The sequence below is a fragment of the Pseudovibrio ascidiaceicola genome, from assembly GCF_900114245.1.
GTDB classification, from domain to species: domain Bacteria; phylum Pseudomonadota; class Alphaproteobacteria; order Rhizobiales; family Stappiaceae; genus Pseudovibrio; species Pseudovibrio ascidiaceicola.
On sequence record NZ_FOSK01000011.1, the window covers coordinates 13,571 to 39,608 of the forward strand.

At 53.0% G+C, this 26,038-nt stretch carries 22 protein-coding genes; 15 read left to right on the forward strand and 7 right to left on the reverse strand.

From position 1 onward, the window contains the following. Positions 1-86: 86 nt before the first annotated feature. Complete coding sequence (locus tag BM231_RS19220; RefSeq protein WP_063310051.1) at positions 87-1,364, reverse strand: MFS transporter; 1,278 nt, start codon at positions 1,362-1,364, stop codon at positions 87-89. A 287-nt stretch (positions 1,365-1,651) separates the two neighbouring features. Between BM231_RS19220 and BM231_RS19225 the strand changes: the two genes are divergently transcribed. The 7 genes from BM231_RS19225 to BM231_RS19255 all read left to right on the forward strand — a co-directional run bounded on the left by BM231_RS19225 (position 1,652) and on the right by BM231_RS19255 (position 9,420). Continuing rightward, positions 1,652-2,545: a GNAT family N-acetyltransferase gene (locus BM231_RS19225; RefSeq protein WP_208860508.1), complete on the forward strand. Its 894-nt coding sequence runs from the start codon at positions 1,652-1,654 to the stop codon at positions 2,543-2,545. Between the two features lie 12 nt (positions 2,546-2,557). Continuing rightward, entirely contained in the window at positions 2,558-3,007 is a 450-nt protein-coding gene (locus tag BM231_RS19230) for an ABZJ_00895 family protein (RefSeq protein ID WP_093521915.1), read from the forward strand. A 285-nt stretch (positions 3,008-3,292) separates the two neighbouring features. Then, the gene (locus tag BM231_RS19235; RefSeq protein WP_093521917.1) at positions 3,293-4,882 is read left to right on the forward strand and encodes an FGGY-family carbohydrate kinase; all 1,590 of its coding nucleotides are present in this window, start codon (positions 3,293-3,295) and stop codon (positions 4,880-4,882) included. 29 nt (positions 4,883-4,911) lie between these two features. Then, on the forward strand, positions 4,912-6,552 hold the full coding sequence (locus BM231_RS19240; protein ID WP_093521919.1) for a signal transduction protein: 1,641 nt from the start codon (positions 4,912-4,914) through the stop codon (positions 6,550-6,552). Between the two features lie 263 nt (positions 6,553-6,815). After that, positions 6,816-7,811, forward strand: coding sequence for a LacI family DNA-binding transcriptional regulator (locus tag BM231_RS19245; protein WP_093521921.1), 996 nt, complete (start codon positions 6,816-6,818; stop codon positions 7,809-7,811). Positions 7,812-8,080: 269 nt separating this feature from the next. Further along, complete coding sequence (locus BM231_RS19250; protein WP_093521923.1) at positions 8,081-8,542, forward strand: nuclear transport factor 2 family protein; 462 nt, start codon at positions 8,081-8,083, stop codon at positions 8,540-8,542. Positions 8,543-8,634: 92 nt separating this feature from the next. Further along, positions 8,635-9,420 carry a trypsin-like serine peptidase gene (locus BM231_RS19255; protein ID WP_093521925.1) on the forward strand — a complete coding sequence of 262 codons (786 nt, stop codon included), beginning with the start codon at positions 8,635-8,637 and terminating at the stop codon, positions 9,418-9,420. On the opposite strand, the gene BM231_RS19260 is transcribed toward BM231_RS19255, so the two are convergent. Beyond that, the gene (locus BM231_RS19260) at positions 9,417-10,085 is read right to left on the reverse strand and encodes a DUF6058 family natural product biosynthesis protein (RefSeq protein WP_139226374.1); all 669 of its coding nucleotides are present in this window, start codon (positions 10,083-10,085) and stop codon (positions 9,417-9,419) included. The two genes, BM231_RS19255 and BM231_RS19260, sit on opposite strands and share 4 nt — an antisense overlap. Positions 10,086-10,406: 321 nt before the next feature. Here BM231_RS19260 and BM231_RS19265 point away from each other — a divergent pair, with 321 nt between their 5' ends. From BM231_RS19265 to BM231_RS19280, 4 genes are all read left to right on the forward strand, one after another. Beyond that, positions 10,407-12,008 carry a peptide chain release factor 3 gene (locus tag BM231_RS19265; protein ID WP_063287413.1) on the forward strand — a complete coding sequence of 534 codons (1,602 nt, stop codon included), beginning with the start codon at positions 10,407-10,409 and terminating at the stop codon, positions 12,006-12,008. Between the two features lie 113 nt (positions 12,009-12,121). Next, positions 12,122-13,165: a class I SAM-dependent methyltransferase gene (locus BM231_RS19270; protein ID WP_093521929.1), complete on the forward strand. Its 1,044-nt coding sequence runs from the start codon at positions 12,122-12,124 to the stop codon at positions 13,163-13,165. Positions 13,166-13,244: 79 nt separating this feature from the next. Next, positions 13,245-13,943 carry a pseudouridine synthase gene (locus tag BM231_RS19275; protein ID WP_093521931.1) on the forward strand — a complete coding sequence of 233 codons (699 nt, stop codon included), beginning with the start codon at positions 13,245-13,247 and terminating at the stop codon, positions 13,941-13,943. Between the two features lie 124 nt (positions 13,944-14,067). Then, the gene (locus BM231_RS19280) at positions 14,068-14,457 is read left to right on the forward strand and encodes a hypothetical protein (protein WP_093521933.1); all 390 of its coding nucleotides are present in this window, start codon (positions 14,068-14,070) and stop codon (positions 14,455-14,457) included. A 63-nt stretch (positions 14,458-14,520) separates the two neighbouring features. Here BM231_RS19280 and BM231_RS19285 read toward each other — a convergent pair whose 3' ends face one another. The 4 genes from BM231_RS19285 to BM231_RS19305 form a co-directional block, all read right to left on the reverse strand. Next, positions 14,521-14,925, reverse strand: a complete 405-nt coding sequence (locus BM231_RS19285; RefSeq protein WP_093521935.1) for a hypothetical protein — start codon at positions 14,923-14,925, stop codon at positions 14,521-14,523. Between the two features lie 110 nt (positions 14,926-15,035). Further along, entirely contained in the window at positions 15,036-15,926 is an 891-nt protein-coding gene (locus BM231_RS19290; RefSeq protein ID WP_093521937.1) for an AraC family transcriptional regulator, read from the reverse strand. A 437-nt stretch (positions 15,927-16,363) separates the two neighbouring features. Further along, positions 16,364-16,702 carry a hypothetical protein gene (locus BM231_RS19300; RefSeq protein WP_093521941.1) on the reverse strand — a complete coding sequence of 113 codons (339 nt, stop codon included), beginning with the start codon at positions 16,700-16,702 and terminating at the stop codon, positions 16,364-16,366. Positions 16,703-17,611: 909 nt separating this feature from the next. Continuing rightward, a complete protein-coding gene (locus tag BM231_RS19305; protein ID WP_093521943.1) occupies positions 17,612-19,324 on the reverse strand; it encodes a hypothetical protein in 1,713 nt (570 codons plus the stop codon). 438 nt (positions 19,325-19,762) lie between these two features. Here BM231_RS19305 and BM231_RS19310 point away from each other — a divergent pair, with 438 nt between their 5' ends. Then, positions 19,763-20,449, forward strand: a complete 687-nt coding sequence (locus BM231_RS19310; protein WP_208860510.1) for a potassium channel family protein — start codon at positions 19,763-19,765, stop codon at positions 20,447-20,449. Positions 20,450-20,714: 265 nt separating this feature from the next. Next, positions 20,715-21,035: a carboxymuconolactone decarboxylase family protein gene (locus tag BM231_RS19315; RefSeq protein ID WP_063312792.1), complete on the forward strand. Its 321-nt coding sequence runs from the start codon at positions 20,715-20,717 to the stop codon at positions 21,033-21,035. A 174-nt stretch (positions 21,036-21,209) separates the two neighbouring features. Here BM231_RS19315 and BM231_RS19320 read toward each other — a convergent pair whose 3' ends face one another. Continuing rightward, on the reverse strand, positions 21,210-23,030 hold the full coding sequence (locus BM231_RS19320) for an ABC-F family ATP-binding cassette domain-containing protein (RefSeq protein WP_208860511.1): 1,821 nt from the start codon (positions 23,028-23,030) through the stop codon (positions 21,210-21,212). A gap of 385 nt (positions 23,031-23,415) precedes the next feature. On the opposite strand from BM231_RS19320, the gene BM231_RS19325 reads away from it, so the two are divergent. Both BM231_RS19325 and oppB read left to right on the forward strand, forming a co-directional pair. Continuing rightward, the gene (locus tag BM231_RS19325; RefSeq protein WP_093521945.1) at positions 23,416-25,002 is read left to right on the forward strand and encodes a peptide ABC transporter substrate-binding protein; all 1,587 of its coding nucleotides are present in this window, start codon (positions 23,416-23,418) and stop codon (positions 25,000-25,002) included. A 105-nt stretch (positions 25,003-25,107) separates the two neighbouring features. Beyond that, positions 25,108-26,031 carry an oligopeptide ABC transporter permease OppB gene (oppB, locus tag BM231_RS19330; RefSeq protein WP_057462785.1) on the forward strand — a complete coding sequence of 308 codons (924 nt, stop codon included), beginning with the start codon at positions 25,108-25,110 and terminating at the stop codon, positions 26,029-26,031. Positions 26,032-26,038: the final 7 nt, after the last annotated feature.

Here is a 26,038-nt window from a genome sequence, read left to right on the forward strand (position 1 = left end):
GAAAAGTGGGAACCGGTTTTCGGATAAAGATACGCAAAAATAAAGGCTAAAGCAGTTCAGATGTTTCAACCTAAATACGAACTGCTTTATGACGAAGGTTGCTCTGACAGCTCGTCCACTTCCATCTCCTTGGCAACTTCTTCATCAGCCAGAATAATCGTTTGCGGTGTGGCCGTGCGCGTTGGTGCAGAAGGCACAAACACACTCTTCTCGCTCTCGGCGACTGCAGAACGCTGTGTGAGGCGCCAAAGGGTAAAGGCAAGAATAAGCGCATGTGCCCCGAACGTGGACATGAACAGGCCGATGGAACCGAAAACGCTCATCAACACGCCGCCCAAAAATGGCCCGATCATGGACCCCACACCAAGCATCAGCAACAAACCACCGCTGGTCTGCATGGCATCCCCTGCATCCGCATGGTCATTCGCGTGCGCAACCAACACTGGGTAAAACGTGTAAATCGCTGCGCCAAAAATCACCGCCGAGGCAATGGCAATGTTGGCGCTGCTGGTGTCTGCAAACAGGAACATGGAGTCTGCCGCCAAAGCAACCACCGCAATCGCAATCACAACATAACGACGATCTGTGCGGTCTGAGATCATGCCAATTGGCACCTGAGCAAAGGCGCCAGCCAGAATGGATGAACTCACAAACAGTGTAATGCTGGCAATCGGTAGGCCCACTTGTCCGCCATACACAGCCGCCAACGTACCAAAACTGCCGTTGGAAACGCCGGTCAGAACAACAGCAACTACAGCAACGGGAGAGTTACGCCACAACCGCCTTATATCCAGTTTGACCTGCGCAAGGGGAGCCGGAGCAGGGGTGCGCGTGACAGCAGTCGGGATAAGCGCCACCACGTAAAACATGGAGGCAATCACAAAGAACTCAAAACCATCAATCGGGCCCATGGAAAGAACAACCTGACCACCCGTGGTCGCAGCAAGGTTCACCATGGTATAGGTACCAAAAACGACTCCGCGGTTGCTTGGGTCAGAGCGCTCCGTCAACCAGCTTTCCACGATCATAGCCGCACCCGCAAAAGCAAACCCTGCCACAGAGCGGAAAGCAATCCACGCAATGGGATCAACCATCAGGGAAGAGGCCAGAACTGACAAGCACGCCAGAGATGCCATCACACCAAAGGCCCGAATATGCCCAGCCCGCTGCACAATCTTCGGCACGCTCAGGCACCCGGTCACATACCCAATCGCCCAGCCCGTACCCAGCAGACCGAGAGAAAGCGAAGAAAAGCCCTCAAACGTGCCTCGAAGCGGCAAGTGCATACCGGTAACACCACCGGCAAAAAATAGGAAGGCAGAGCCCAAAAGCAAAGAGGCGATAGGAAGCAGAAACTGACGCATGGCAACGACCCGGAAGCTGGGCAAGCATCCCCGAAAATACTTAACCCGAAAAACACCAGAAGAGATAAGAGCACAACTCCCCCAAAAACGCGACAGCTTTATGTCTACTCCCCTGCTTGAGAACACCTTTTCACGAAATGATCAAACCGATCACGGAAACCCGTCGTGGAAAGCTGGAAGTCGTTCTCCGCTCCTCTTCAACCAACACATTGAGCGATGGTGCGCGTTTGGGGTATTCATAGGCTAGGGTATCATCCAGGGTGATTCAATGTGCGAGAGGGTTGGGTGTGATTTTATTTCGTCGGGCGTCAGAGTTTTCGTTAAGCCAGCTTCATCAGGTTATGGTTCTGGCGTTCTCCGATTATGTTATCCAGATGGATATGCCACTTGCTGATTTTGAGCGGATGATCAGGGCTCGAGGCTTTGACGCGGAGTTGTCCTGGGTGGCCACCGACAATGAGCAGCTCGTTGGCTTCTGGTTCATCGGCAAGCAAGACGCCTATCCTGGTACCATTTACGCAGTCTCCACCGGTACAGCGCCAAAGGCGCGAGGCAAGGGCATTGCGAGCAAGCTCTTTGCCAAAGTTGAAGAATACGCTGCTCAGCAGGGCTATCATCACATACAGCTGGAGGTGATCACCAGCAACACGGCAGCCGTAAAGGCCTACGAAAAGCTCGGTTTCCAAACAAAGCGCAACTTCCAGTGCTTCAGTCTGCACAAAGCTGCTTTTGCTGATCGGAATTCTGAGCGTATGCCGGTCCCTGCAGATTGGGCCGAGATCGAACCGAAAGCCGCTGGGCTGTGGGAGCGCGCACCCAGCTGGCAGAACACTGCATTTGCAATCCGGGCGCTCACAGACGGTGTTACCGCCTACAAGATTGAGCAGAATGGCCAGCTTGCAGGTTACATCGCATTCACCCGCAAGACAGGCGCAGTCATGCAAATCGCTGTGGCTCCGGATAAGCGCCGTCAGGGCTATGCCACCGCACTACTCACAGCTGCATTTGCCAATATGAACAAGGAGGCGCTCACCTTCATTAACCTGGACGAAGGTGATGAGACTATCATGCAGGCCCTGTCAAAACTGGGGGCAACAAAAACACTGCAGCAATATGAGATGCATAGAGCATTGCAAACGAGCACCGCTCATGGTCAAGAGAGCATGCTGACCACCCCATAACTGGCACATTTCATGACACAACTGCACCGCTCTCTCTGGTTCTATCTCAGCTCATTCATTGTGATCTACACACTGGTGCAGGTGGCTGTGACTGTGTTGGTGTTTCAGTATGGCATCAAGGAAGCAGGCAATCTGTTCATCGAGCTGGGTTTGCCTGTGGTTTTGGTCAGCCTGATCTTTGTGCGCAACGAACATAAAGCACCAACCGGCTCTGTGTACTGGGGCCTGTTTGTCGGTTCCCTCTCAATCAGCATTCCCATTTCCATGATGGTGCGCAGCTATCTGCTGTCGGGCAGTGAGCATGCTGGTTCAATCAGCCCTTTCCCATCATTCGCAGGGGATGAAATGGGTTTGTTCTTCATCATTGATCTGGTGATCCGCGCACTGGCGTTTGGCATCGGTTACGGCTTTTTCGCCCGTTTGCTGAGTGATGCACAAAACCGCTCGCAAGAGCCGAAATAACTTCCCTCAACCACATAAATCCTGAAAATCAATGGCTGGCGGAACTGTCCTCCCTCCTGCTTTGCTGTCTGCATCTATCGCGTGTTCCTCAAAAGGAACCTCCGGTATCGGAAGACGAAGACGCGGAGCAAAAGCCCGAAGTGGCTTGATGTTCCTGACGTTAAGAGATGCTGCATTATGAGAATTTTTGCATAAATGTCGTTTGCTTTGCTCTTGCTAACACGAGTTAGCAGGTGTACTTAGCAAGGTAGAAGAACAATCGCGAGTCGAAAGGGGAGGCCGCGTATGAAACAGACATGTTACGCTGGCATTGATGTCGGTTCTGCAAGCGCACGTGTAGGACTGTTCAATGAAAATGGGGAGCGGCTGGCTTTTGCGGCCAAGCCCATCAAGCAGTTTCATGGACGTACCAATTTCGTAGAGCAATCTTCCGCAGACATCTGGCAGCAGATTTGTGCAGCCATGAAAGAGGCGATGGCCAAGGCAAACGTGTCGGCAGATGAGATCCGCTCTCTGGGCGTAGATGCCACCTGCTCACTTGTGGCTGTCGCACAGGGCGGTAAACCTGTTTCCCTCGCTGAAAATGGCGAGGCGGATCAGGACATCATCATGTGGATGGACCATCGCGCAGCAGAAGAGACCGCACAGATCAACGCCACAGGTGATGATGCGCTCAAGTATGTAGGTGGTGAAGTTTCCATTGAGATGGAACTGCCAAAAATCCTCTGGCTCAAGAACCATTATCCAGATCGTTACGCCAACACAGTCCGGTTTTTTGATCTGGCCGACTATCTGGTCTGGCGGGCAACAGGTGCTGATGTCGCCAGCACATGCACGCTGACCTGCAAGTGGAACTATCTGGCACATGAGGGCCGCTTTGCAGGGGATATGCTGCAAGCCGTTGGCCTGCATGATCTACCGGAAAAAGTACCGGAGAGAATACTTGATCTGGGCGCTTCCGCTGGCGGCCTGTCAGAAAAAGCTGCAAAGGATCTCGGCCTCAATACAGGAACATCGGTTGCAGCTGGCATCATTGATGCACACGCAGGCGGTTTGGCGCTCATCGGCGCAGAGCCGGACGGCGGTCTTGCCATCATCAGCGGCACCTCCAACTGCCACATGATCGTCAACGAAAAACCAGTCATGGTGCCGGGCGTCTGGGGGCCGTACTGGGGCGCCATGCTGCCGGGGTACTGGTTGGGTGAGGGTGGCCAGAGTGCAGCAGGCTCTCTGGTAGAATGGACGCTTCAACAGTCTGATGCCTACGACGAGCTCAAAGCCGAAGCTGCCAAACAGGGCATGCATGAGATTGTACTCCTCAACAATTGGGTGCTGGATCTGGAGGCGCGGGAGGCGAACCCGACCCGTGACCTCCATGTCCTCTCAGACCATCACGGCAACCGCTCGCCGCGCGCTAACCCGCATGCCAGAGGCGTTGTCTCCGGCATGACGTTGGAAACCGGCCGCGATGCACTGGCCCGCCTTTATCTGGCAACGCTGCAAGCCATCGCCTATGGCACGCGCCATATCATCGAAGAAATGACGAAGGCCGGTCACAGCATCACCAAGCTGTTCATGTGCGGTGGCGCTACCAAAAATCCGATATGGCTCAGAGAATATGCCAACATTACAGGCCGTGAAATTCAGCTGGCGCAAGAAGAAGATGCCGTCACGCTGGGCGCTGCCATTCTGGGGGCCGTGGCCTGCGGAGACTTCAAGGACATTCCATCAGCCAGCGCAAAGCTGGTGCGTGTTGGTGGTCTCATCAAGCCGGTGCGCAACACCACTGAGTTCCACGCCGCCAAATATCAGGTCTACCTCAATCTTTACGACAACCATCAGCACCACAAGGCGCTCATGGAAAAAGCCATTTAAATATCAAAACAAGTTCAGGAGGACACCACGTGCTCAACCTGCCACAGGCCCCAGCGCCTATCTGTGTAGCGGACAAAGAAATCCTTGTCGTCACCAATGCCGACCTTCGCGAAAGCGCCAATGTCGCTTGTTGGCCAACCTTTGAGGATTACGCGCAGCGATTGGAAACTGCGCTGACTGCACAAGGTTTCAAGATGAAGCGTGCCCATGAGTATGATGCAGCGCGCGGCCACGGCTTCATCTCTTCGCAAAAAGAAGGCTCAGAACTCTTTGCGCGGATTGATCCGGAAGCCCCGCTCATCGTGTTGCTCACTGCATGGCAGTACTCACACCACATCGCGCCATCGCTTGCAAAACACAAAGGGCCAATCCTGCTGCTTGCCAATTTTGATGGCACATGGCCGGGGCTCGTCGGCATGCTCTGCATGGCCGGTTCTCTCACCAGCCTTGGCGTTGATTACTCCCGCCTCTGGTCCCAGTCGTTTGAGGATGAGTTCTTCAACTCAAGCCTCGCCACATGGCTGAAGGATGGCAAGCTCAATCATGATACCTCCTACCTGCAAGATGTCTCCGCAAACCATGCGGTCCTGCAAACCCCTGCCGGTCAGGCAGGGCAACAGGTAGGCGAGTACATCCTAAAGAACAAAGCCATTCTTGGCCTGTTTGATACCTTCTGCATGGGCATGATGAACGGCTATTTCCCGGTCAAAGCCCTGACAGATATCGGCATGCCGCTGGAAAGCCTCTCCCAGTCAGCCCTTCTGGTAGAAATGGAGAAAGTGCCTCAGTCACTGCGCGAAGAATGCCTGAAGTTCTACGAGGACCGGGGCATGACCTTCAGGTTCGGCAGTGATGATGCCACTGAGCTGACCCGTGCGCAGGTGCTGGAACAGTGCGCCATGATGATTGCCATGGCCCGCTTCACCACCCGCTTCGGCCTCTCTGCGGTTGGCGTGCAGTACCAGCAGGGCCTGAAAGACAGCTGCGCAGCTTCAGACTTTGCTGAGGGAGCCATCGGTTCCACAGAGCGCTTCCCGATCCCGGACGAAGACGGCACCATCATTTGGGAAGGCAAACCAATCCCATGCATCAACGAAGTGGACATGGGCACCGCAATTCCTCAGACCATGATGTGGCGCCTGCTCGATGCCATGGGCCTGCCTGCTGAAACCACACTGCATGACGTGCGTTGGGGCAGCGAGTATGAAGGCACCTTCTATTGGGACTTCGAAATCTCCGGCTCTGTGCCGTTTGAGCATCTCAAAGGTGGCCTTGCAGGTGCAACAGGCTATCGCCAGCCTGCCATGTACTTCCCGAAAGGCGGGTCCAGCATCGCAGGCCAGTGTAAGGCAGGAGCGTTCCTCTGGGCACGTGCGCATTATGAGGGTACGCAGGTCATCATGCACATCGGCACAGGTCACGCTGTTGAACTGCCGGAAGACGAGTTTGAGCGTCGCCGTAAAGCAACCACTTACGAGTGGCCACTGATGAACTGCACGCTCGATGGTGTTGGTCGTGACGACCTTATGGCTGGGCACCAGTCCAACCACATCACAGTCGCCTATGTGCCAGAAGACAAGCTGCGCGATGTGCTTCAAGCGTTCGTGGCTCAGGCACTGACACAGGGCATAAATGTCAAGATCGCAGGCTCTGCGAAAGACATGCTCTAAAGCGGGGATGAGAGAGGTTGAGCATCACGTGGTGCTCAAACTCACGCTAAGCTGCGGGATATCCACGGACACCAGCCCGCACCTGCCATATTCTGCTTGGCAATTTGAGGAAGGCTGACTACCACTCAACAGTTAAGCGTGTCTCCCAAAATGCTGAATGCATTTCGCAAAAGGATACACGCCAGAGCAATGGGTTAGAGCGTACTCCGCCACCGCAGGCAAGCGAGGAGGGGCTCTGAAAAATCAGGGCGAGAAACGACGCAATGGCCAAAAAGCCGGATGAAATTGCAAAGGCGCTCGGCGTCTCCATTACCACAGTGCGACTGGTGCTGGGCGGCAAGGCAGAAAAGTACCGCATCAGCAAAGCCACCCAGGCCCGCATTCGTGAGTATGTGGAAGAGCATGGCGTCAAATTCGACCTGACCGCTCGCAGCCTCAAGCTCAAACGCACCAACACGTTTGGCCTGATCATCCCGCGCCTTGCCAACCCGTTCTTTGCCAAACTCTCTGAAGAATTGGAACACAGATGCCGCGAAACCGGCTATCAGCTCATCATCAGTTGCTCCAACTCAGATGAGGAGACGGAGAAGGAGCTGGCAAACGGCCTTGTTCAGCGCAATGTAGACGGCCTGTTTGTGGTCTCATCCACCTCTGGCAGTCAGCAGCACTTGGGCAAAACCATCACCAAACCTATGGTGTTTTTGGATCGTGACTACGGCAACACCGATGCCCCCATTATCACCTCCAGCAACTTTGAAGGTGCAAAAGACCTGACGACAGCCATTGCGAAGGCTGCGGGAAGTGAGCCAGTCTACTTCCTGATCGGCGGCAGCAATCAACCCACCATCACCGAGCGTGCACGCGGATATCTGGATGTCATGCCGGAAAACGCAGGTGAAGACTGGACCCTCCAGTCCGCCCGTAACCGCACGCAGGATGGGGAGCAGATGATGCAGACCCTTTGGAATAAACTCGGCACTGCCCCGCAAAACCTGATGGCATCTTCGCTACCGGTTCTGGAGGGCGCCTTGGCAGTCCTGCGTGAGAAGCTCGGACACATCCCAGCTCAGCTACGCCTTGCCACCTTCGATGACGATAAGATGCTGTCCTTCCTGCCTAATGAGATCTGGTCAATCAAACAGCAGGAACCGGAGTGGGCAGAAGCAGCACTGCAGGCCATGACCCAGACCATGAGCAGTGAGCAACCACACAGCAAAACCATTGCGACCCGCCTGATCCACCGGCCCAAAGATCAGTAATCTGTCACTATTTGTGGCGGAAATGCGGCGGAGAATTATACCTCTGAAAACCATAGGATCGGAAGAAGGTGCTCATTCCGCTGCGTAACCGTTATATTCCTTAGGTATGTAGAGCAGGCAAATGCGCTAGTCTGCCTGCGGCTATGGTACTCTTTGGAGACGAACTCGGGCTTATCCCTGAAATGCACACCGGATTTCGTCAGATGGATACGCGCGAAAACAAATAGTTAGAGCATTGCCGGATGCCCTGACCAGCTGGGAGCATGTAGATGGATACTATTGGGCCAATCCAAAATCGCATAAGTCGTTTCTTTATTGATGTCGACGACCGGAACTGGGAGTCCGTCGAAGCTGCGATGACTGGCCGTGTCCATCTGGACTATTCCTCCTTTGGGGCAGGGGAACCTGTTGACCTGACGCCAGAAGCAATCACAACTGCATGGAAAGAGCTGCTGCCCGGGTTTGATCAGACCCATCATCAGATCGGCAATGCACTCGTTGAATCCAAAGAGCAAAAAGCCAAGGTCAAAGTCCATGCCACCGCCACCCACTTTATTGATGGTGCAGAAGGCGGAGATATCTGGGTGGTTTATGGCAGCTATCATATTGCACTGGTGCATGAAGGCGGGGCCTGGAAAATCAGCAGCATCCAGTTCAACTTCAAGTTCCAGGATGGCAATATGGATCTGCCGGTGATCGCGCAGGCCCGTGCCAATGAAAAAGCTGAGTAAGCAGCAACAGCATTTTATTCTGGGCGAATGCCCGCAGGCCGCATATAACAGCAGGTGCGATACTGCCGTAACTGGCGTGATAGGACTTGCTTATGCTGCTGAACTTGCTTTCCAAATGCGCCTTAGGGGCGGCTCTCCTCATCGCGCTGGGCGCAGCCGCAACACAGGCGCAGGATAAGCCCAGCAAATCGGAAAAGTTCTTTCCCGGCATCATCGGTGAAGACAACCGCGAGATCATCGACAGCTGGGATAAGCCGTGGAACGCCATTGGCCGCGTCAACGTCGCCGGGTTCCGCTCCCGCTCCATGTGCTCTGGTACATTGATCTCAGATCGCATGGTCATCACTGCTGCCCACTGCCTGTACAACGCCCGCACCGGTAAAGCCCACGTCCCTTCCAAAATCAACTTCGTTGCAGGCGTGCGCCGGGACAAATTCATCGCCCACACCACAGCTGCCTGCACCTATCTGTTGGATGGTTACACCTTCACCACCCGCCCAACGTTGAAACATGCCGCAACCGATGTTGGCGTGATCATCCTCTCAAAACCACTGGATGTTCCGCCCATGCCAGTGATCAGCAAATCGCCGGAAGTCACCCAAAATCTTGACCTCACAAGCGCAGGATATGCTCGTGATCGTCCGTTTTTGTTGGCTGCAGATAAAAACTGCAAGCTGCTGAAAGACCGTGGTAACCTCTGGCTCACCAGCTGCGACACCAATTACGGCGGCTCCGGCGGTCCGGTGATGGTAGAAGAGGGCGGAGAACTCAAACTCACCGCCATCATGGTCGCCTCCGCCCAAAACAAATTCTCCATCGCAGTGCCAATTAACACTTGGTCTTACCTGCTTGAGAACACCACCTGTGAGGGAAACTAAGCAGCAACCCGCTCTGCCAGATACTGCTCCCGCACATCAATGATACAGCGCTGTCTCGAAGACTGGGCGACTTCGTGGGGAGCGAATTCGGATTCCACACCGTCCAGAAAATCCACTGTCTGCCTCAGTAGTCCAAGTTGCTCGCCCGAGAGCAGGTGCGGCTCGGTCTTTGTCATATTCTCCACAAACCGCACACCAACCTGCTTCTGGAAGATTGTGTCCGGCTGTCCATCACGGGTGCAGATGCCGTAAGTTCCGTTGAGAAAGTGCCCCCATGTGCGCTCTTCCAGATCCCCGTCAAAGGCACTCAGCACCTCAGGGTCGGACGCATGCAAGCGAGACCCGAGCTCGCCGGCTAGAAAAGCCTCCTTTGCATTGCGGAAACGGGAGAGGAAGAATGCCTTGGCAGCCTGCTCCTGTGTCAGACCAAAGCACTGCAGATCTTCAAACCAACGCCGATGGCTCTTCAGATGGAAACGATAAAGCTCCCGTTCCTGAAACTGACCGAGGAAGGAAACACACAGAGAGCTGTTGGTGAACAGGTAAGAGGCCGCAGGCATCACCCGCCGCTCCAGCAGACTCTGCCAGTCCGCGGATGAAAGGCCAAGCAGATCCTGAAACACCTGTTCCTCATAGAACTCTGAATAAAGATAGTTGAGCAGCATAATCATACCTCGCAGCAAAAAACGAACTGTGACGATGAATAACCTGAAATATTGGAAGGGTGCTTCCATGCTGATCGAACTAAGTTGTAATGTCAGGACTGTCATGCCCTGCGGAAAAAGTTCAGCGAAGGGCTGGCATTGCTTCATTACATTCTGTAAGACCCAATCCGACAAAAGTTTCAGCAGATTTTGCGCGTGTTAGGTGTTCCTTGCTGCGGACGGCCATAAGCCGGAAAGAACACCTTAGAACGTCGCGCCAGATGGATACCCTCAAATCTGCCCTATTAGAATATGCAGGAGTTGCCTGCAAAAGGAGGCTCTATGAGCACAGCAGGCACGGAAGCCTATAAGGCACGCCGCACATTCGCGATCATCTCTCACCCGGATGCCGGTAAAACCACACTCACCGAGAAGCTGCTTCTGGGTGGTGGTGCGATCCGTGCTGCGGGGCAGGTGCGTGCTCGTGGTGAGCGTCGTCGTGCACGTTCTGACTGGATGAAGATTGAACAGGAACGCGGTATCTCCGTTTCAAGTTCCGTGATGACGTTTGAGCGCGATGGCATCCTCTTCAACCTGCTTGATACACCGGGCCACGAAGACTTTTCTGAAGACACCTATCGTACACTGACCGCTGTTGACGCAGCCATCATGGTGATTGACGCTGCAAAGGGTATTGAAACTCAGACCCGCAAGCTGTTTGAAGTTTGCCGGCTGCGCGATATTCCAATCATCACCTTCGTCAACAAGATCGACCGTGAAGGTCGCCACCCAATGGAAGTCATTGACGAGATTCAAGAGGCGCTGGCCCTTGATGTGACGCCAATGAGCTGGCCTGTTGGTATGGGTTCCGACTTCTTTGGTGTTTACGACCATATCGGCAACCGCTTCTTCACCTCCACTGAGGGCCGCGGTGGTGCTCTGGATACCATCAAAGATGTTAAAGGTCTGGAAGACCCTGAGTTGGTTGGTGAACTGTTCGACAACATCCGCGAAGAACTGGAAGAAAACGTGGAACTGGGCGGCGCAGGTTACCCCGAGTTCGATCACGAAAGCTTCCTTGAAGGCCATCTGACTCCGGTCTTCTTCGGTTCCGCTCTGCGCGATTACGGTATCGACCAGATCCTTGATTTCATCGCCGCATATGCACCACCTCCACATTCTCAGCCAGCAACGGGTGGTCGCACCATCAAGCCGGAAGAGAAAAAGGTAACCGGCTTCGTGTTTAAGGTTCAGGCCAATATGGACCCCAAACACCGTGACCGCATCGCGTTCGTACGTCTGTGCTCCGGGACATTCAAACGCGGCATGAAGCTCAAGCACGTGCGTGCAGGCAAGCCAATCACCGTGTCCGCTCCAATCTTCTTCTTTGCAGAAGAGCGTGAGATCGCGGAAAAAGCCTATCCGGGCGACGTGATCGGCGTGCCAAACCATGGCCAGCTGCGTGTGGGCGATACCCTGTCAGAAGGCGAAGAAATCCACGTCACCGGCCTGCCAGCATTCGCGCCTGAAATTCTGCGCCGTGTGCGCCTGACAGACACCATGCGCGTTAAGCAGATGCGCCGCGGCTTAGAAGATCTAGCAGAAGAAGGTCTGGTACAGATCTTCAAACCAGCCATTGGCACCAACTGGATTGTCGGTGTTGTGGGTGTGCTTCAGCTGGACGTTGTGGTGGATCGCCTCAAAGCGGAATACCAGACAGAAATCGGCTTCGAGACCGCCATGTACAACACGGCACGCTGGATCGAGTGTGAAGACAAGCTCAAGCTTGATAAGTTCCTTGAGACCAACCGCGCACATGTGGCACTGGACCGGGACGACAAGCCTGTTTACCTCTTCAAAAACGCTTGGGAAGTAAGCTACATCGGTGAAAAGAACCCTGATATCGGCTTCCGCGAAACCCGTGAAATTGTGCACACGTCTTAAGCTTATCTCCGAAAAGCGGTTTGGACTAGAATACGCCTACAAATAAAGCCTTGGGCTCGGCGCGTGACTTGAGTGAACGCGACAGGCTCCAGGGCAGCAAGGATAAGAACAAGATGAAAGATCCAGCTCTCGATACATTGCTGCTGCCATTTGAAGACGGTCTGCTCAATTTCTTCGAAGAAGGTGCCGCTGATCAAAAGGCACTCTTCCTGCGTGCCCGCATGGGCTTTGCCATGAATGGCATCGCCAAAGACCGCCTGATCTGCCAGCAGACATTCGCTCCAGACAGAGACAATCTGGAACGCGCTGGCTTCACAGTTGCACCAGAAGTTGAGGGCCAGTACCCGCTGGTCATGCTGCTGCCTCCGCGCCAGCGTGACGAAGCACGTGCACTCATGGCAAAAGCCGTGAAGTCCGCAGTAGAGGGCGGTATTGTCGTTGTCAGTGCCTCCAACACAGAAGGTGCCAAGACTGCTGAAAGCGATCTCACCAAATTGGCAGGCAATACCGGCAAGGTCTCCAAGAACAAATGCCGTGTGTTCTGGGCAGAAATTACACCAGAAACCGTGAACCACGAGCTGGTGGAAGAATGGTCTAAACTGGATGCACCGCGCGAAATCATGGAGGGCGAATTCGTCAGCCGTCCGGGCGTATTCGCATGGGACCATCTGGACAAAGCCTCTCAGCTTCTTGTCGCGACACTGCCCGAGAAACTGGCGGGCCGTGGGGCTGATCTGGGCTGTGGTTTCGGCTACCTGACCCGTGAAGTTGCCAAGCGTGAAAAGGTCAAGGCTATTGATCTTTATGAAGCAGAAAAGCGTGCGCTGGATCTTGCAGAGCAGAATCTGAAGGGTAAGACTGGTGAGGTTGCACTGGACTTTATCTGGCAGGATGCCACCAAAAAGCTGGCACGCACCTACGACTTCATCTTCACCAACCCGCCATTCCACGCAGGTGGTAAGCAGGACCGCGCAGACATCGGGCAGGAGTTCATCAAGTCCGCCGCCCGTGGTTTGCGTCCATCCGGTCATCTGTGGTTGGTCGCCAACCGTCATCTGCCATATGAGGCAACGCTGGATAAGGTGTTCGCGTCCTACGAGATCATGGCAGACCAGAATGGCTACAAAGTCATCCGCGCGATTAAAGCGAATAAGTAAGTAAAGCGCGCGTGCGCCCGAAAAGTGGGCACCGGTTTTCGGATAAGCGTACGCGGCAACAGAACCGAAGGTTCGAAAAATGAGACTTGTAAAGCTATTGGCAAATCTGGGATACGGCAGCCGCAAAGAAATGCAGGCCGCCATCCGCAATGGTTGGGTCACTGATAAAGATGGCAACCCAATCAAAGCCGATAGCAAGCTACCTCATGAAGACATCCTGTTTGATGATGAGCCACTGGACCCGCCAGAGGGCTCCGTCATCCTGCTCAACAAACCGCTTGGCTACACCTGTTCCATGAAGGATCGCGGGCGCCTTGTGTTTGACTTGCTGCCAGACCGCTACCGCGTGCGCAAACCTGCTCTGTCCTTTGTGGGCAGACTGGACAAGGACACCACCGGCCTGTTGCTGTTCACTGATGACGGCAAACTCCTGCACCAGATCATCTCACCCAAAGCAGATGCCGCAAAGATCTATGAGGTCGAGCTCGATCGCCCGATGACCGGTGGGGAAGCCGATCAGTTCGCCTCCGGTGAAATGATGCTGGAAAACGAGACCAAGCCGCTCAAACCAGCAGAATTGGAAGTCCTGAGCGAGACAACAGCCCGCCTCACACTCCACGAAGGTCGCTACCACCAGGTCCGCCGCATGTTCGCCGCCACCGGCAACCACGTAAACAAACTCCACCGCGCCCAACTCGGCGGCCTCACACTGGACGGCGTGGAAGAGGGAAGCTGGAAGCTGCTCTCCCAAGACGACATCGACAAGATCTTTGGCTGATCGCTGAAAAGAGCATTCAGCCTCACTCCGGCTCCAAATGAGACATGAGACCTTTATTGCGTAAGGTCATGCCAGCAGCACTTCAAGCTTTGCAGGACATGGCCTTCTGAAATGAGGTCCATCAATGCATCCAAAACTGAAGCTGGCTGCAGCTATTGTGCTCAGCGGAGTTGCTCTGGCTGGCTGCCAAAGCCCCAACCAAAAACGTATTCATGAGAGTATCAAATCGGGCCAGTATCCGCTGATCTATACAAAGAAGGTTGGCAAGTACACTTTGTCCTATGGCAAGCCAGACAAAGCGCGGAACTGGCAGTTCTTGCTCAGTATCACCCCAACCACCAATCCATTCCGGGATCAGGAAGTGCTGGCGGCGATCTTTGATACGGTCACGCCCATGTGTAACTCCCGTCTGCCAAATGCCGATCCCAACAAGTTCGGTATCCTGAGCAAGAAACCGCTCGTGGATGAGAGCACACAGACCTCAAGGATCCTGCTGTCCTGCAAAACTCGATAGAGCGAAAGATAAGATAGAGCGCTGAAGCCGTTCTTCTGCGCTCATCGCCTCAAGCAATCAACATCACCGCTCCGCCTTCTCCCGCACCATGTTCAGATGCGCGCGGATCTTCTCCTCATAAGCCCATGTGGAGAGCAGGTTGCCGAGCACCTTTTGGTTCGGCGTGCGCAGGCAGATCATGTAAAGCTGGGTGTCCAGCGCTGCCATCCACACCAGCGGAACCCACAGCGACCAGCAGGCGACCTCAGCCAGCACATACCCGCCGGACTGCACAAAGACCCAACCCGTAAACCAGTAAATCCCGATGGCATAGAAGATCGTCAGCACGGTCATCAAAACACCCGCAAACAGCCCCCAATACAGCCCCTTGCGCGCCCACAGCAGCAAAGACAGGTAGAGCCCCCACATCCTGAACAGGGTCAGGAGGCGATAGAAGAACAGGCGCCTGAATATCCAGCCGAAGACCATGAACCGCTCGCGAACCAGCCAACACCGCCAAACCCTAAGGCGGCGCCCCTTAACTCTGCGATAAACCGCAGGCGCAGTTTGACGGCAACCCGCTTACCAATCACAGGAGCTTAAGAAAGAGGCCGTACCGGAATGCAGATCACCACTTCATGTGGTCCCGTCTCGCCGGTCATGGACGGATACAGCTGGAAGCACGGCATATTCTCCGGCTCATAACCACTCATGGGCAACCAGTCGCCATACATATATTCCCACGCGGCCTGTGATTGATCATGGGTGATCACAAAGTGTCCGCAGGCATAGCGCCCGCCGCCAACCACCATCTTGCCCACTTCACCCTCAACATCCGCTGGCCCGCGCAGCGTCAGGCAGGAGCTGAAACGCATCAGCTCCACGTCAGTCACCTGCGGGTCGTCGTGGAACAGGCACATCATCTCCGCTCCATGCGCCAGCCCGCGCGGTCCGGCCCACGCCATCAGCGCGCCAAATGCCTCGCCAAAAATCTCGGGCCGTTCCTGAAAGTTGCCCGTCCGGCGCACATAAGCCACCGTGCGCGGCGCTAGCTTGCACACCTCCGCCTTGTCCGCCACCAACCCGCTCACAGGCCGTTCCAGCACCACGGTCTCACCATCAATCGCCTCAACAGATGCGCTTGCATCCCGCCGCCACTGACTGGCCGACATGCCAAACCGTGCCTGAAACGAGCGCGCAAAGGTGGAGGGTGAGGCAAAGCCCATGTCTAGCGCTGCATCAGTAATGGAGATCGCAGGGTTCTGCTTCAGCCGCCGCGCTGCCTTCTCCACACGCAGCCGACTGGTGAACTGGTTGACCGTCTCTCCGGTCATAGCGCGAAAGATGCGGTGAAAGTGATAGGGAGAAAAACAGGCCGCATCGGCAATCTGCGTCAGCGAAAGCTCCTCGCAGATGTTCTGCTCAATGTAATCCATCGCCCGGTTAATCCGCTGCGTATAGATGTTCTTCTGCAAAGCTTCATGCCGCATAATCAGCCCCCCAAACTTGCAAGGAGACTACAACATCTCCCCCAAAAGGGGAGCCTGATTTTAACGCGAAGCAAAGGTAATCCGGCAAAACGGGCAGGGGGTACAACATCAAAGGCACAGCTCGGTCAGGGATAAAGAAAACTCCACCCACTCTATGCTGTCGCCGCCCACCGTTCTTTGCAATTCTTGCTATGTTTGCATCCCACATGCCACGGCCTGAAAAGGCGCTGGCCTGCGAAGGGATGACAGCTCCGCAGACCAGCAGGGCACCCTTGGCGGCAATGCGGGGTGTATGCGCGTTCCGCCTCCGGCACCACAGCGGCTGGCACGCACGGCGCCAAACGCTCAAGCACAGTCGGTCTGCACAGGGACATCGTGGCAAAACACCCGCCACGGGCACCTATGCGGCCATCAAAAAAGCCGATTGCCTGAGATGATCAGGAACCGGCTTTGTCTGGAAACACCACTGTTTTGGTTATGGGCTGCGGCTGGTCGACCTGCTCCCGACCGTATTCCCGAAACCTGCTTTTGGGCATGGGAGAGGAATACGCATCAATAATCTGTCCGCAGCTTTTTTGAAGAGCTTCCAGTCGGTCGCGGAAGGCATAATGCAAAGTGAACAAAGCATCCCGTTCACTGCTGTCCTGCATCCTCTCACTCAGCAACAGCTGCTGCATATAAGCAAGGTTCTGCAAATCAGATGCAGCGACGAGCACTTCGTCTATTTCATTTTGGAAAGTATTTGTGGTGCCACAGGCACATGCGGAACTGGTCATTTCAATGCCCCTTGTATTTGGCAGTTGAAGGACCGCGCGTCAGAAGGGCTTTCGACGACCCACTGGCGAGCGGGAGGTTCGAAACCTGATACAAGGCAGGCAGGTTTATTCCTTCCCGAAGGAAGTGTTGTATTCACCGTCCTCCCGCTCATAGCAAAGGGTTTGCGCCCTTCAGAAAAAAGGCACAAAAAATCCGCTAGTTACGGGAGCGGTAGCCGCTTGTATCGAGGTTTCGACGCCTCACACATGAATGTGGAATGAAACACCGCCCTTGTCAAATCGGTAATTTAGGCAAGGGGTGTGGATTGGTGGAAAGAGTAGGGCGCTTCAACGGGTCATGAGACAAACAGCTGCCTCCTCCTCGGTGTCTTCCCGGCCCCCGAGCCGGGATCCATAGCCGCAATCGCCAAAACTCATGAACTCAGCACTGGATGCTTGAGCTCCACAGTGAATTCTACGACCTACTGGCGAGCGGGAGGTTCACAACCTGATACAAGACAGGCAGGTTTATTCCTTCCCAAAGGAAGTGTTGTATTCACCGTCCTCCCGCTCATAACAAAAGGTTTGCGCCTAGTCAGAAAGTCGGTCCAAAAATCTGCTGATCATGGATGCGGTAACCGCTTGTATAAAGATTGTGACGCCTCTCATATGAATGTGAAATGACATACCCCCTTTGTCAAATCAGCAGTTTTGACAGGGGTACGGACTGGTGGAAAGTAGGTGTCACTTCAACCGAAGATTGGGGAGACAGATTGCCATCTGCCACCAGATATCGACCCCCACCATCCGTCATCCCGCGCAAGCGCAGCGCGATGCGGGATCTAGAGCGGTACCCACCACAATTTGCGACTTCAGCACTGGATACCGGATCTCCACTCCGCTCCGTCCGGCATGGCGGCGAGGAGTATACTAATGAGAAGGCAAACCAAGTTTGTCAAAAAAGGCTTTGTTTCGCTCTTTGGCAGAAACAAGCAAGCCGTCGAATGATAGTACTTGGATATAGGCGTTGTAATTTTTGCCATCATGATATCCAAAGTATCCCATTCCATCGGCTGTGGGGATGAGCCGATGGTACTCGCAGCACTCAATCATATTATCTGTTAAGTCGGCTAGTACGTAGATAAAGCCGGGTATCTCCATTGATCTTGGGATTGTTCTACCATTGTATGTTGTTGTGCCTTCTCTCAGGGCTTTGAGGTACTTTAGTGCTTGGTCTATCGGATCTTTTGTTCCAGTATTCTCAGCATCTCCCGCTTTGATGTCGTTTCTCATTGGTCGTTTGATTTCAACGACCGTAAGAGAAGCTAATGGAGATGCATGTGTGTCGGAAACAAGCATAGGATTCTCGAAAACCTTCAAACATGAAATGTCGGGTTCTTTTCGAGTTCCATTTTCTGTTATTGGGTGTGCGGAAAGAGGAGTATCGGACGCTAGATAGTCGTGGAATGCAAGCCTTTCATCTAGCAACCAAAGGTTTTGATTTGAAAATTCAAAATCTCGAGATGTTACGCGCATTGGCACGATGAGCTTGTGTACTGCCTCCTCGAGAGAGAATTTCCCATTTAACTGCTTTTGTATAACTGAATCGAGTAGATCGATAATAACCCTGCGGTGTGTCACATAACTTGCAAGATCCGATTCTTTTAAGTCCTTTGAAACTTCAAGATACTTACTTAACCTATCTTTGTAGTTTTCATGGGTCTCGTCTTCTCTTGGGTTAGCGATGTCGTGACCATCTTGAAGAAGCTCTTGTTCTATTTGATATAAATGTCTGTGAAGCTTGATATCTAAGTCTTTATCAGAAATCTGCGGGTCTACGGTGAGGTCTGCTTCCGGAATACGCGAGATTATGGACCGATATCGAGGAGCTTTATTCGATACGAATGTGTCGACCCTTTCTCGCCCCAACTTAATTTTTTCATTCAGCTGATCTCCGAGATAGTGCTTAATGTTTGCGAAAACGGCTTCATGTATGTCTTCGAAGGATATTTCGGTTTCCTCGAATAAGTCATGAACGCGATCTTCGATATCGAACCCAATTCGTTGCTCATATACACGCTCGTTTAGGTACTCGCCGGTGATGTAGCCAGAATAAGAGAACTCTCCTTTTTCATCCGACATGCTACCATTCAGTCCTGGAATTTTTCCTTGAATAGCTTCATCCTTCACAACTCTTCCGGCAGCGCAGAAGCTGATAGAGTGGTTGGCCTTTTTCCCTGAAGAGACGAACTTTACGTGCGTTATTCCGAACTTTCTTTGTTTGATCTTCAAGGTTTCTGTAAAGGTCTGGGAATGCAACTGATGCTTAAAATGGTCTTTGAGATCTAGTCTCTCACCGCCGTCAATTATAATGATTTGAGGTAAGCCCTCATCTCTTACAAAGTACCAAAGACAGTGCTCTAGTAGGCCATCTGCAACAGTTTCTATTGTCTTGTGAAGGAGGAATTTCTTGTCAGGATATTGAAGAGTAATGCTTGTTCTTTTGGGAACGGAGCCTTTAATTAACTCCTGAGTATTGGCGACACCGTCAGTCCGATTAAAGTCAAAACGTCGTCGAAGCAATTCACCGTCAGTCTCAAAGTCTGATGAAACGGAAATGGAGCTGAAGACTTTCAACCACATCAGTCGTCCGATACCGCGACACCCTTTTTCGACCTTTCTGAGACTGTCCAAGGTTTGGAAGGAGTTAAAATTATCATCGTTAAAACCAATGCCATCGTCATTGATACGAAAACCGATTAAGGACGGTTTTGCTTCAGCCGTTTCTTCAAGTGGAAGATTTGATTGACTTGTATCTCGAATAAACTCAACAGTGATTTCGAACTTTGAGAGATTTTTATGTAATTACAATTTAAAGTTGCTAACCTATGTTGATGTGACCGTAGCCCTAGATCCCGGCTCGGAGGCCGGGAAGACGCCGGAGAGGGTGGTAGCTTGGTATCACTGATGGTATCAGCACCCTCCAAAATTTCACGGGCTAACCCACCCTTCAGATTTCCCATTCCTTAGCCTTCATTTGCGAAAATTGAGGCAAAATAACAAAGGAAACTGAGGCTCTAGGTGCGGTCGAAGTCTTTAAAGAACCTGTTTGACTATCGGATTGAAGTGTTTCTCTTCAGTCAGATGCTGCTCATGTTTGGGGCGCTGATCCTGCCGGGCCAAACGTTGGAAGCCCATGTTTTCGGAGCATTTTATATCTTCAACATCGCAACCGGCATGCTGATCACGCTAAAGAAGAGAGAGTTCTTTCGTGTGGTCACTATCTTGCTGGTGTGCTCGCTGGTGCTGGCGTTTCTGGATACACCCATCTTCCCCACCATCGATCCGTTAATCCCACAGATCGCCATCTACTTTGCCTTTCATGCTGTGGTGGCGGTGGTGCTGATAGATGAGATGCTCCGAACCTTTGAAGAAAACTATCGCGTCGTGCTGGGGGTACTCAGCGGCTACATTTCCATCGGTATGGTCTCGTTCTTTCTCTTTATTCTTATAGAGCATATGAACCCAGGCTCCTTCAAAGGGCTGCCCATTGAAAATATGGATACCCACTCGCAGGAGGAAGCACTGATGTACGCCGCGTTCATCACGTTGATGACCATTGGCTACGGCGACATCGTACCGCTCACACCCATCGCCCGAAAGGCGGCGATCATTGTTGGTCTGGCAGGCCAGTTTTACATGGTCGTGCTCACCGCCATCATTGTCGGCAAGTTTTTAAAATACAGACAGCCGAAAAAGAAGGACTGAGCCTGTACAGCTCTAGTGCAAAACGACGCCTGCAACTCTTTACAAAAATGGCACCTGCAGCCTTTTTCCAAAATGGCGCCCGCGGCTTTTTTCCAAAATGGCGCCCGCGGCTTATTTCCAAAATAGCGCCCGCGGCTTTTTCCAAAATAAAGAATGAAAGTGACCGGTCTGATCCTGATTAAAGCTGAACGGGTTTCATTGGTGCTTGTTAAGCGCAGCCTGTTTTAATTTCCGGGAAAAATCTGAGCCAATCGGAAGGTCGCCCATGCCAATGTTCTCCATGGACAATATGCGCAAGCTGAAGAAGTTCAACTCTTTGGCCACCGGCAAAACATGGAAGATGTTTATCGCCTTCAATGCAGAGGCCATGTCCGATGGGGCGATCTCCAAAAAGAACAAGCAGCTCATCTCATTGGCCGCCGCTCTCACCACCCAGTGCCCGTACTGCATCGAGATCCACCGAGAGAACGCCAAGGTCTGCGGAGCAACCGACGCAGAGCTCGCCGAAGTGGTTTTCATCGCCGCCGCCATCCGCGCCAGCAGCGCCATCACCCACGGCACCCACATGATCGAGCACGATGAGTAACGCCCCGGGCAGGGGGATAAGTCAGGGGCTGAGTGTCAGCGGTACCACGCGATCAATTTCATAAAAAACGCAAGTCTCTCGCAAATAACGCAAACCAACGCACAAAGGAACGCAAACAAAAAAGGCTCCGGACCGGTCCGAAGCCTTTCTTAAAATCATAAGGATATGAGTGGCTTAGCTCTCATCGGCAAGCATCTCCAGCTCCAGCCACTCTTCTTCAAGCGCAGCAAGGTCCTCATGCAGCTTCCCAACAGCGGTCATCACTTTGTGAAAACGGTCCGGATTGGAGGTAAACAGGTTCGCATCTTCTAACTCCTTCTGACCTTTGGCGATTTTCGCTTCCAGTTTTTCAATTTCACCCGGAATATCCTTCAGGCGATGCTGCTGCGTAAAGTTGAGGCCGGACTTCTTAGTCTCCTTCTTCGGCGCAGCAGTAGAAGACTTATCCCCCTTCGCAGCGCCGGAAGCCTTGTCCGCCTTGGCAACTTTACGCGCCTGCACACCTTCACCACGCTGGCGCACCATGTCGGTGTAGCCACCCGCATATTCACCCCAGTTGCCGCTGTCATCTTCCATCGTGATGATGCTGGTGCAAATGCGGTCAAGGAAGTCACGGTCGTGGCTCACAAGCAGGACGGTGCCGGGATAGTCAGAAATAAGCTCCTGCAACAGGTCCAGCGTTTCAAGGTCCAGATCGTTGGTCGGCTCATCAAGCACCATCAGGTTGGAAGGTGCAGCCAACGCGCGCGCCAGCAGCAAACGCCCCCGTTCCCCGCCAGAAAGCACACGCACAGGGGTGCGCGCTTGTTCCGGCTTAAACAGGAAGTCCTTGAGATAACTCATGACATGCTTGGAGGTGTCCCCCAAAATAACCATGTCCCCACTGCCACCCGTCATCGCATTGACGAGCGTGTCATTGGGGTCAAGCTTCTCGCGCTTCTGATCAAGCGTGATCATCTGAAGATTGGCGCCAAGACGGATAGTGCCCGCATCCGGTGCAAGCTCGCCGGTCAGCATCTTCAGCAAGGTGGTCTTGCCAGCCCCGTTCGGCCCCACAAAGCCAATCCGGTCCCCACGCAAAATGCGGGTGGAGAAATCCTTGACGATCGGGCGCTCTTCATAGGTCTTGCCGATGTGCTTGGCTTCAGAGACGAGCTTACCGGAGATATCCCCCTCAGTGGCAGCCATCTTCACGCTGCCCTGCGGTCCTTTATGCTCCTTGCGCTGCTGACGCAGATCAGCCAGCTCCCGCACCCGCCGCATATTCCGCTTACGACGCGCAGTCACGCCATAAACCATCCAATGCTCTTCCTGTCGGATCTTCTCATTCAGCCGCGCTTGCTCTTTTTCTTCCTCTTCAAAAACCTTGTCCCGCCACTCTTCAAATTTGGCAAAACCCTGGTCCATTCGGCGGGAGATACCTCTGTCAATCCAGTAGGTTACGCGGGATAGGTTCTCTAAAAAACGACGGTCATGCGAGATCAGAACAATGGCAGACTTCATCTGCTTAAGCTCAGATTCCAGCCACTCAATCACCGGAAGGTCCAGATGGTTGGTCGGCTCGTCCAGCAACAAAATGTCCGGCTCCGGCGCCAAAGCCCGCGCAATCGCCGCCCGCTTGGCTTCCCCGCCCGAAAGCGTCTCCGGATCTTCCTCACCGGTTAAGCCTAGGATTTCTAATAGGTATTTCGCCCGATATTGATCATCACCCGGTGCCAGCCCACCTTCAGCATAGGCAAGCACTGTCGCATACCCCGAAAGATCCGGCTCCTGAGGCAAATACCGGATCGTCCGTCCCGGCTGTAAAAAATACTCGCCCTTATCCGGCTCTGTTAATCCCGCAGCGATTTTCAGCAGTGTCGACTTGCCAGACCCGTTTCGACCGACTAAGCAGATCCGCTCGCCTTCCCCGACTTGCAGTTCTGCACCAGTCAGAAGAGGGGTCGTTCCAAAGTTAAGGTGTATGTCTCGCACATGAAGAAGCGGTGGTGCCATTAAGCTTGTCTTTCCAGATTCCCAAAACAGCGCATTTCAACGCTAGGAGTAGATTTGTTGGTAGTGCTCTACCACAAATGAGCCAAGGTTAAAGTTTTTTGCCGCGCCTGTGAAAAAATGGGGGCGACAAACACTGGGCGTCATAGTGACGCGATTGCAAAAGATTCAGCAACGTAAGTTGAAAGATTTGTTCTAATTCGAGTTGAAATTAGAAATAATACTTCCGTAATCGTTTATAATCTAAATAAGAGATTAAAATAATCTCCGATTACGAGGAAATTTTGATCCCTCGACACTTGCTATAATAACGCAACAGTGAAATGTTGCTGCGAACTGCCAGTCTCCAAATCTGGCGGAATGTAACTTGAGGAGAGGGGAGATCTGCATGATCAAGTCCATTCGTATGTCAGCGCTAGCTGCAGCTCTTATTGCTGCTACATCGCTATCTGCTGCGGCTGAAACCGTTTACAACCGTGGTAATTCCGCTGACCCAGAAACTCTTGACCAGCATAAGACATCTACAACTTATGAAGCTCACATCCTGCGTGATCTTTATGAGGGTCTTGTTGCTTACAACGCGAAGGGTGAAATCATCCCCGGCGCGGCAGCAAGCTGGACTGTTTCTGACGATGGTCTGACATACACATTCAAGATGCGCGACGACGCAAAGTGGTCAAACGGCGATCCAGTTCTTGCTGGTGACTTCGTTTACTCCCTGCGCCGCATCATGAACCCAATGACCGGTGCGAAATACGCAAACGTTCTCTACCCTATCCTGAATTCCGAAGCCGTTAACAAAGGCGACATGGAAGGTGAGAAGCTCGGCGTTAAAGCAATTGATGACAAGACCCTTGAAATCAAGCTGCACGCTCCAACTCCTTACTTCATCCAGCTTCTGGCACACCAGTCCGGTCTTCCAGTACATCCTGCATCCGTTGAAAAGTACGGTTCTGACTTCGTAAAGCCAGGCAACATCGTAACCAACGGCGCATTTGTACTGTCCAGCTTCGTACCAAACGATGCAGTGACCGCAACGAAGAACCCACACTTCCATGATGCAGCAAACGTTGCTCTGGATACAGTTAAGTTCTACCCAACTGAAGACCGTGGTGCAGCTCTTCGCCGCTTCCAGGCTGGCGAACTGGACACCAACAACGATGCTCCACTGGAGCAGATCGAATTCATCCGTAGCGAACTGGGCGATCAGTTCAAAGTAGCGCCATACCTTGGCACATACTACTACGCGCTGAACCATGAATCTGAAGCTATGAAAGACCCTGATGTACGTCAGGCTCTGTCCATGGCGATCGACCGTGAGTTCCTTGCAGAAGACATCTGGGGCGGCACCATGGTTGCTGCATACTCCCTCGTGCCTCCTGGAATCGACAACTACGGCGAACCAGCTTACTCCTCTTGGGCAGACACAGACCTGCTCGATCGTGAGGAAGAAGCTAAGAAAATTCTTGAGTCCAAAGGTTACAACGAGAGCAACCCTCTGAAGGTTGAAATCCGTTACAATACCTCTGAGAACCACAAAAACACTGCTGTTGCAATCGCAGACATGTGGAAGCCTCTTGGCGTTGAAGTGTCCATGTTGAACACTGACACCAAGACCCACTACGCACACCTGCGTGACCGTGGTGATTTTGATGTTGCTCGCGCAGGCTGGATCGGTGACTACTCCGACCCACAGAACTTCCTGTTCATGACTGAAAGCGACAACACAGGCTTCAACTACGCTCGCTACAACAATCCTGAGTACGATGCACTCATGGATGAAGCAGCTGTAACTGTTGACCTCGAAAAGCGTGCAGCGATCCTGAAGAAAGCGGAAACGATCTTCATGCGTGATCTGCCATTCCTTCCTTTGATGTACTACGGCTCCAAAAACCTTGTTTCTGATAAGGTTTCCGGTTTCGAAACCAACCTGTTGGACGTGCATCCAAGCCGCTTCGTCAAGATTAACAAGTAATCTTTAACGCGACAGAAAATGCCAGTCATGCAGGATAGCTCATGGCTGGCATTTTTGTGAACTATCGGTAAATAAAAACGATAAACAACTGGAGAAGCAAGGCCCATGTTACGCTATGTCCTGAGCAGATTGCTCAGCGCGATACCGACCTTGTTCTTGATCATTACGATTTCCTTCTTCCTTATGCGCGTAGCGCCAGGTGGTCCGTTCGATTTGGAACGTCCATTGGAAGCAAAGGTTATGGAGAATCTGAACAAGATCTACAATTTGGACAAATCTCTTTGGGAACAGTACCTCATTTATCTCAAGAGCGTATTGTCCGGTGATTTTGGTCCAAGTTTCTTCTTCCGAGATTTCTCGATCAATGAACTTTTCGCCCAAAGTCTTCCAATCTCCATGCAGCTCGGTCTTTCTGCACTGGCTCTTGCCTTGGCTGTTGGTGGGTTTTTGGGGGTTATCGCAGCACTGCGCCAGAATAAAGGCGTCGACTACTCTGTAATGGCCGTTGCGACACTCGGGGTGACCATCCCGAACTTTGTTGTGGCACCAATTCTGACACTCATTCTGGGTGTGCATTTTGGTTGGCTCCCTGTGGGGGGCTGGGGCGGTGGCGCCTTCGTCAACATGGTTCTGCCTGTCGTAACACTGGCTCTTCCGCAGATTGCAGTTGTTGCCCGTTTGACCCGTGGTTCAATGATTGAAGCACTGCGTTCCAACCACGTCCGCACAGCACGCGCTTATGGCCTGTCCGGATACACCGTCGTTGTCATTCACGCTCTGCGTGGTGCCATCTTGCCGGTTGTGTCCTACCTCGGCCCTGCAGCTGCTGCATTGCTGACGGGGTCCGTTGTTATCGAAACCATCTTCGGTATCCCGGGAATTGGCCGCTACTTCGTACAAGGCGCTCTGAACCGCGACTACACACTCGTAATGGGTACTGTCGTAGTCGTCGCTTGTTTCGTCATTATCTTCAACCTCATCGTGGATCTGCTTTATGCAATGCTTGATCCTCGTGTGCGTTTTGATTGAGGACTCG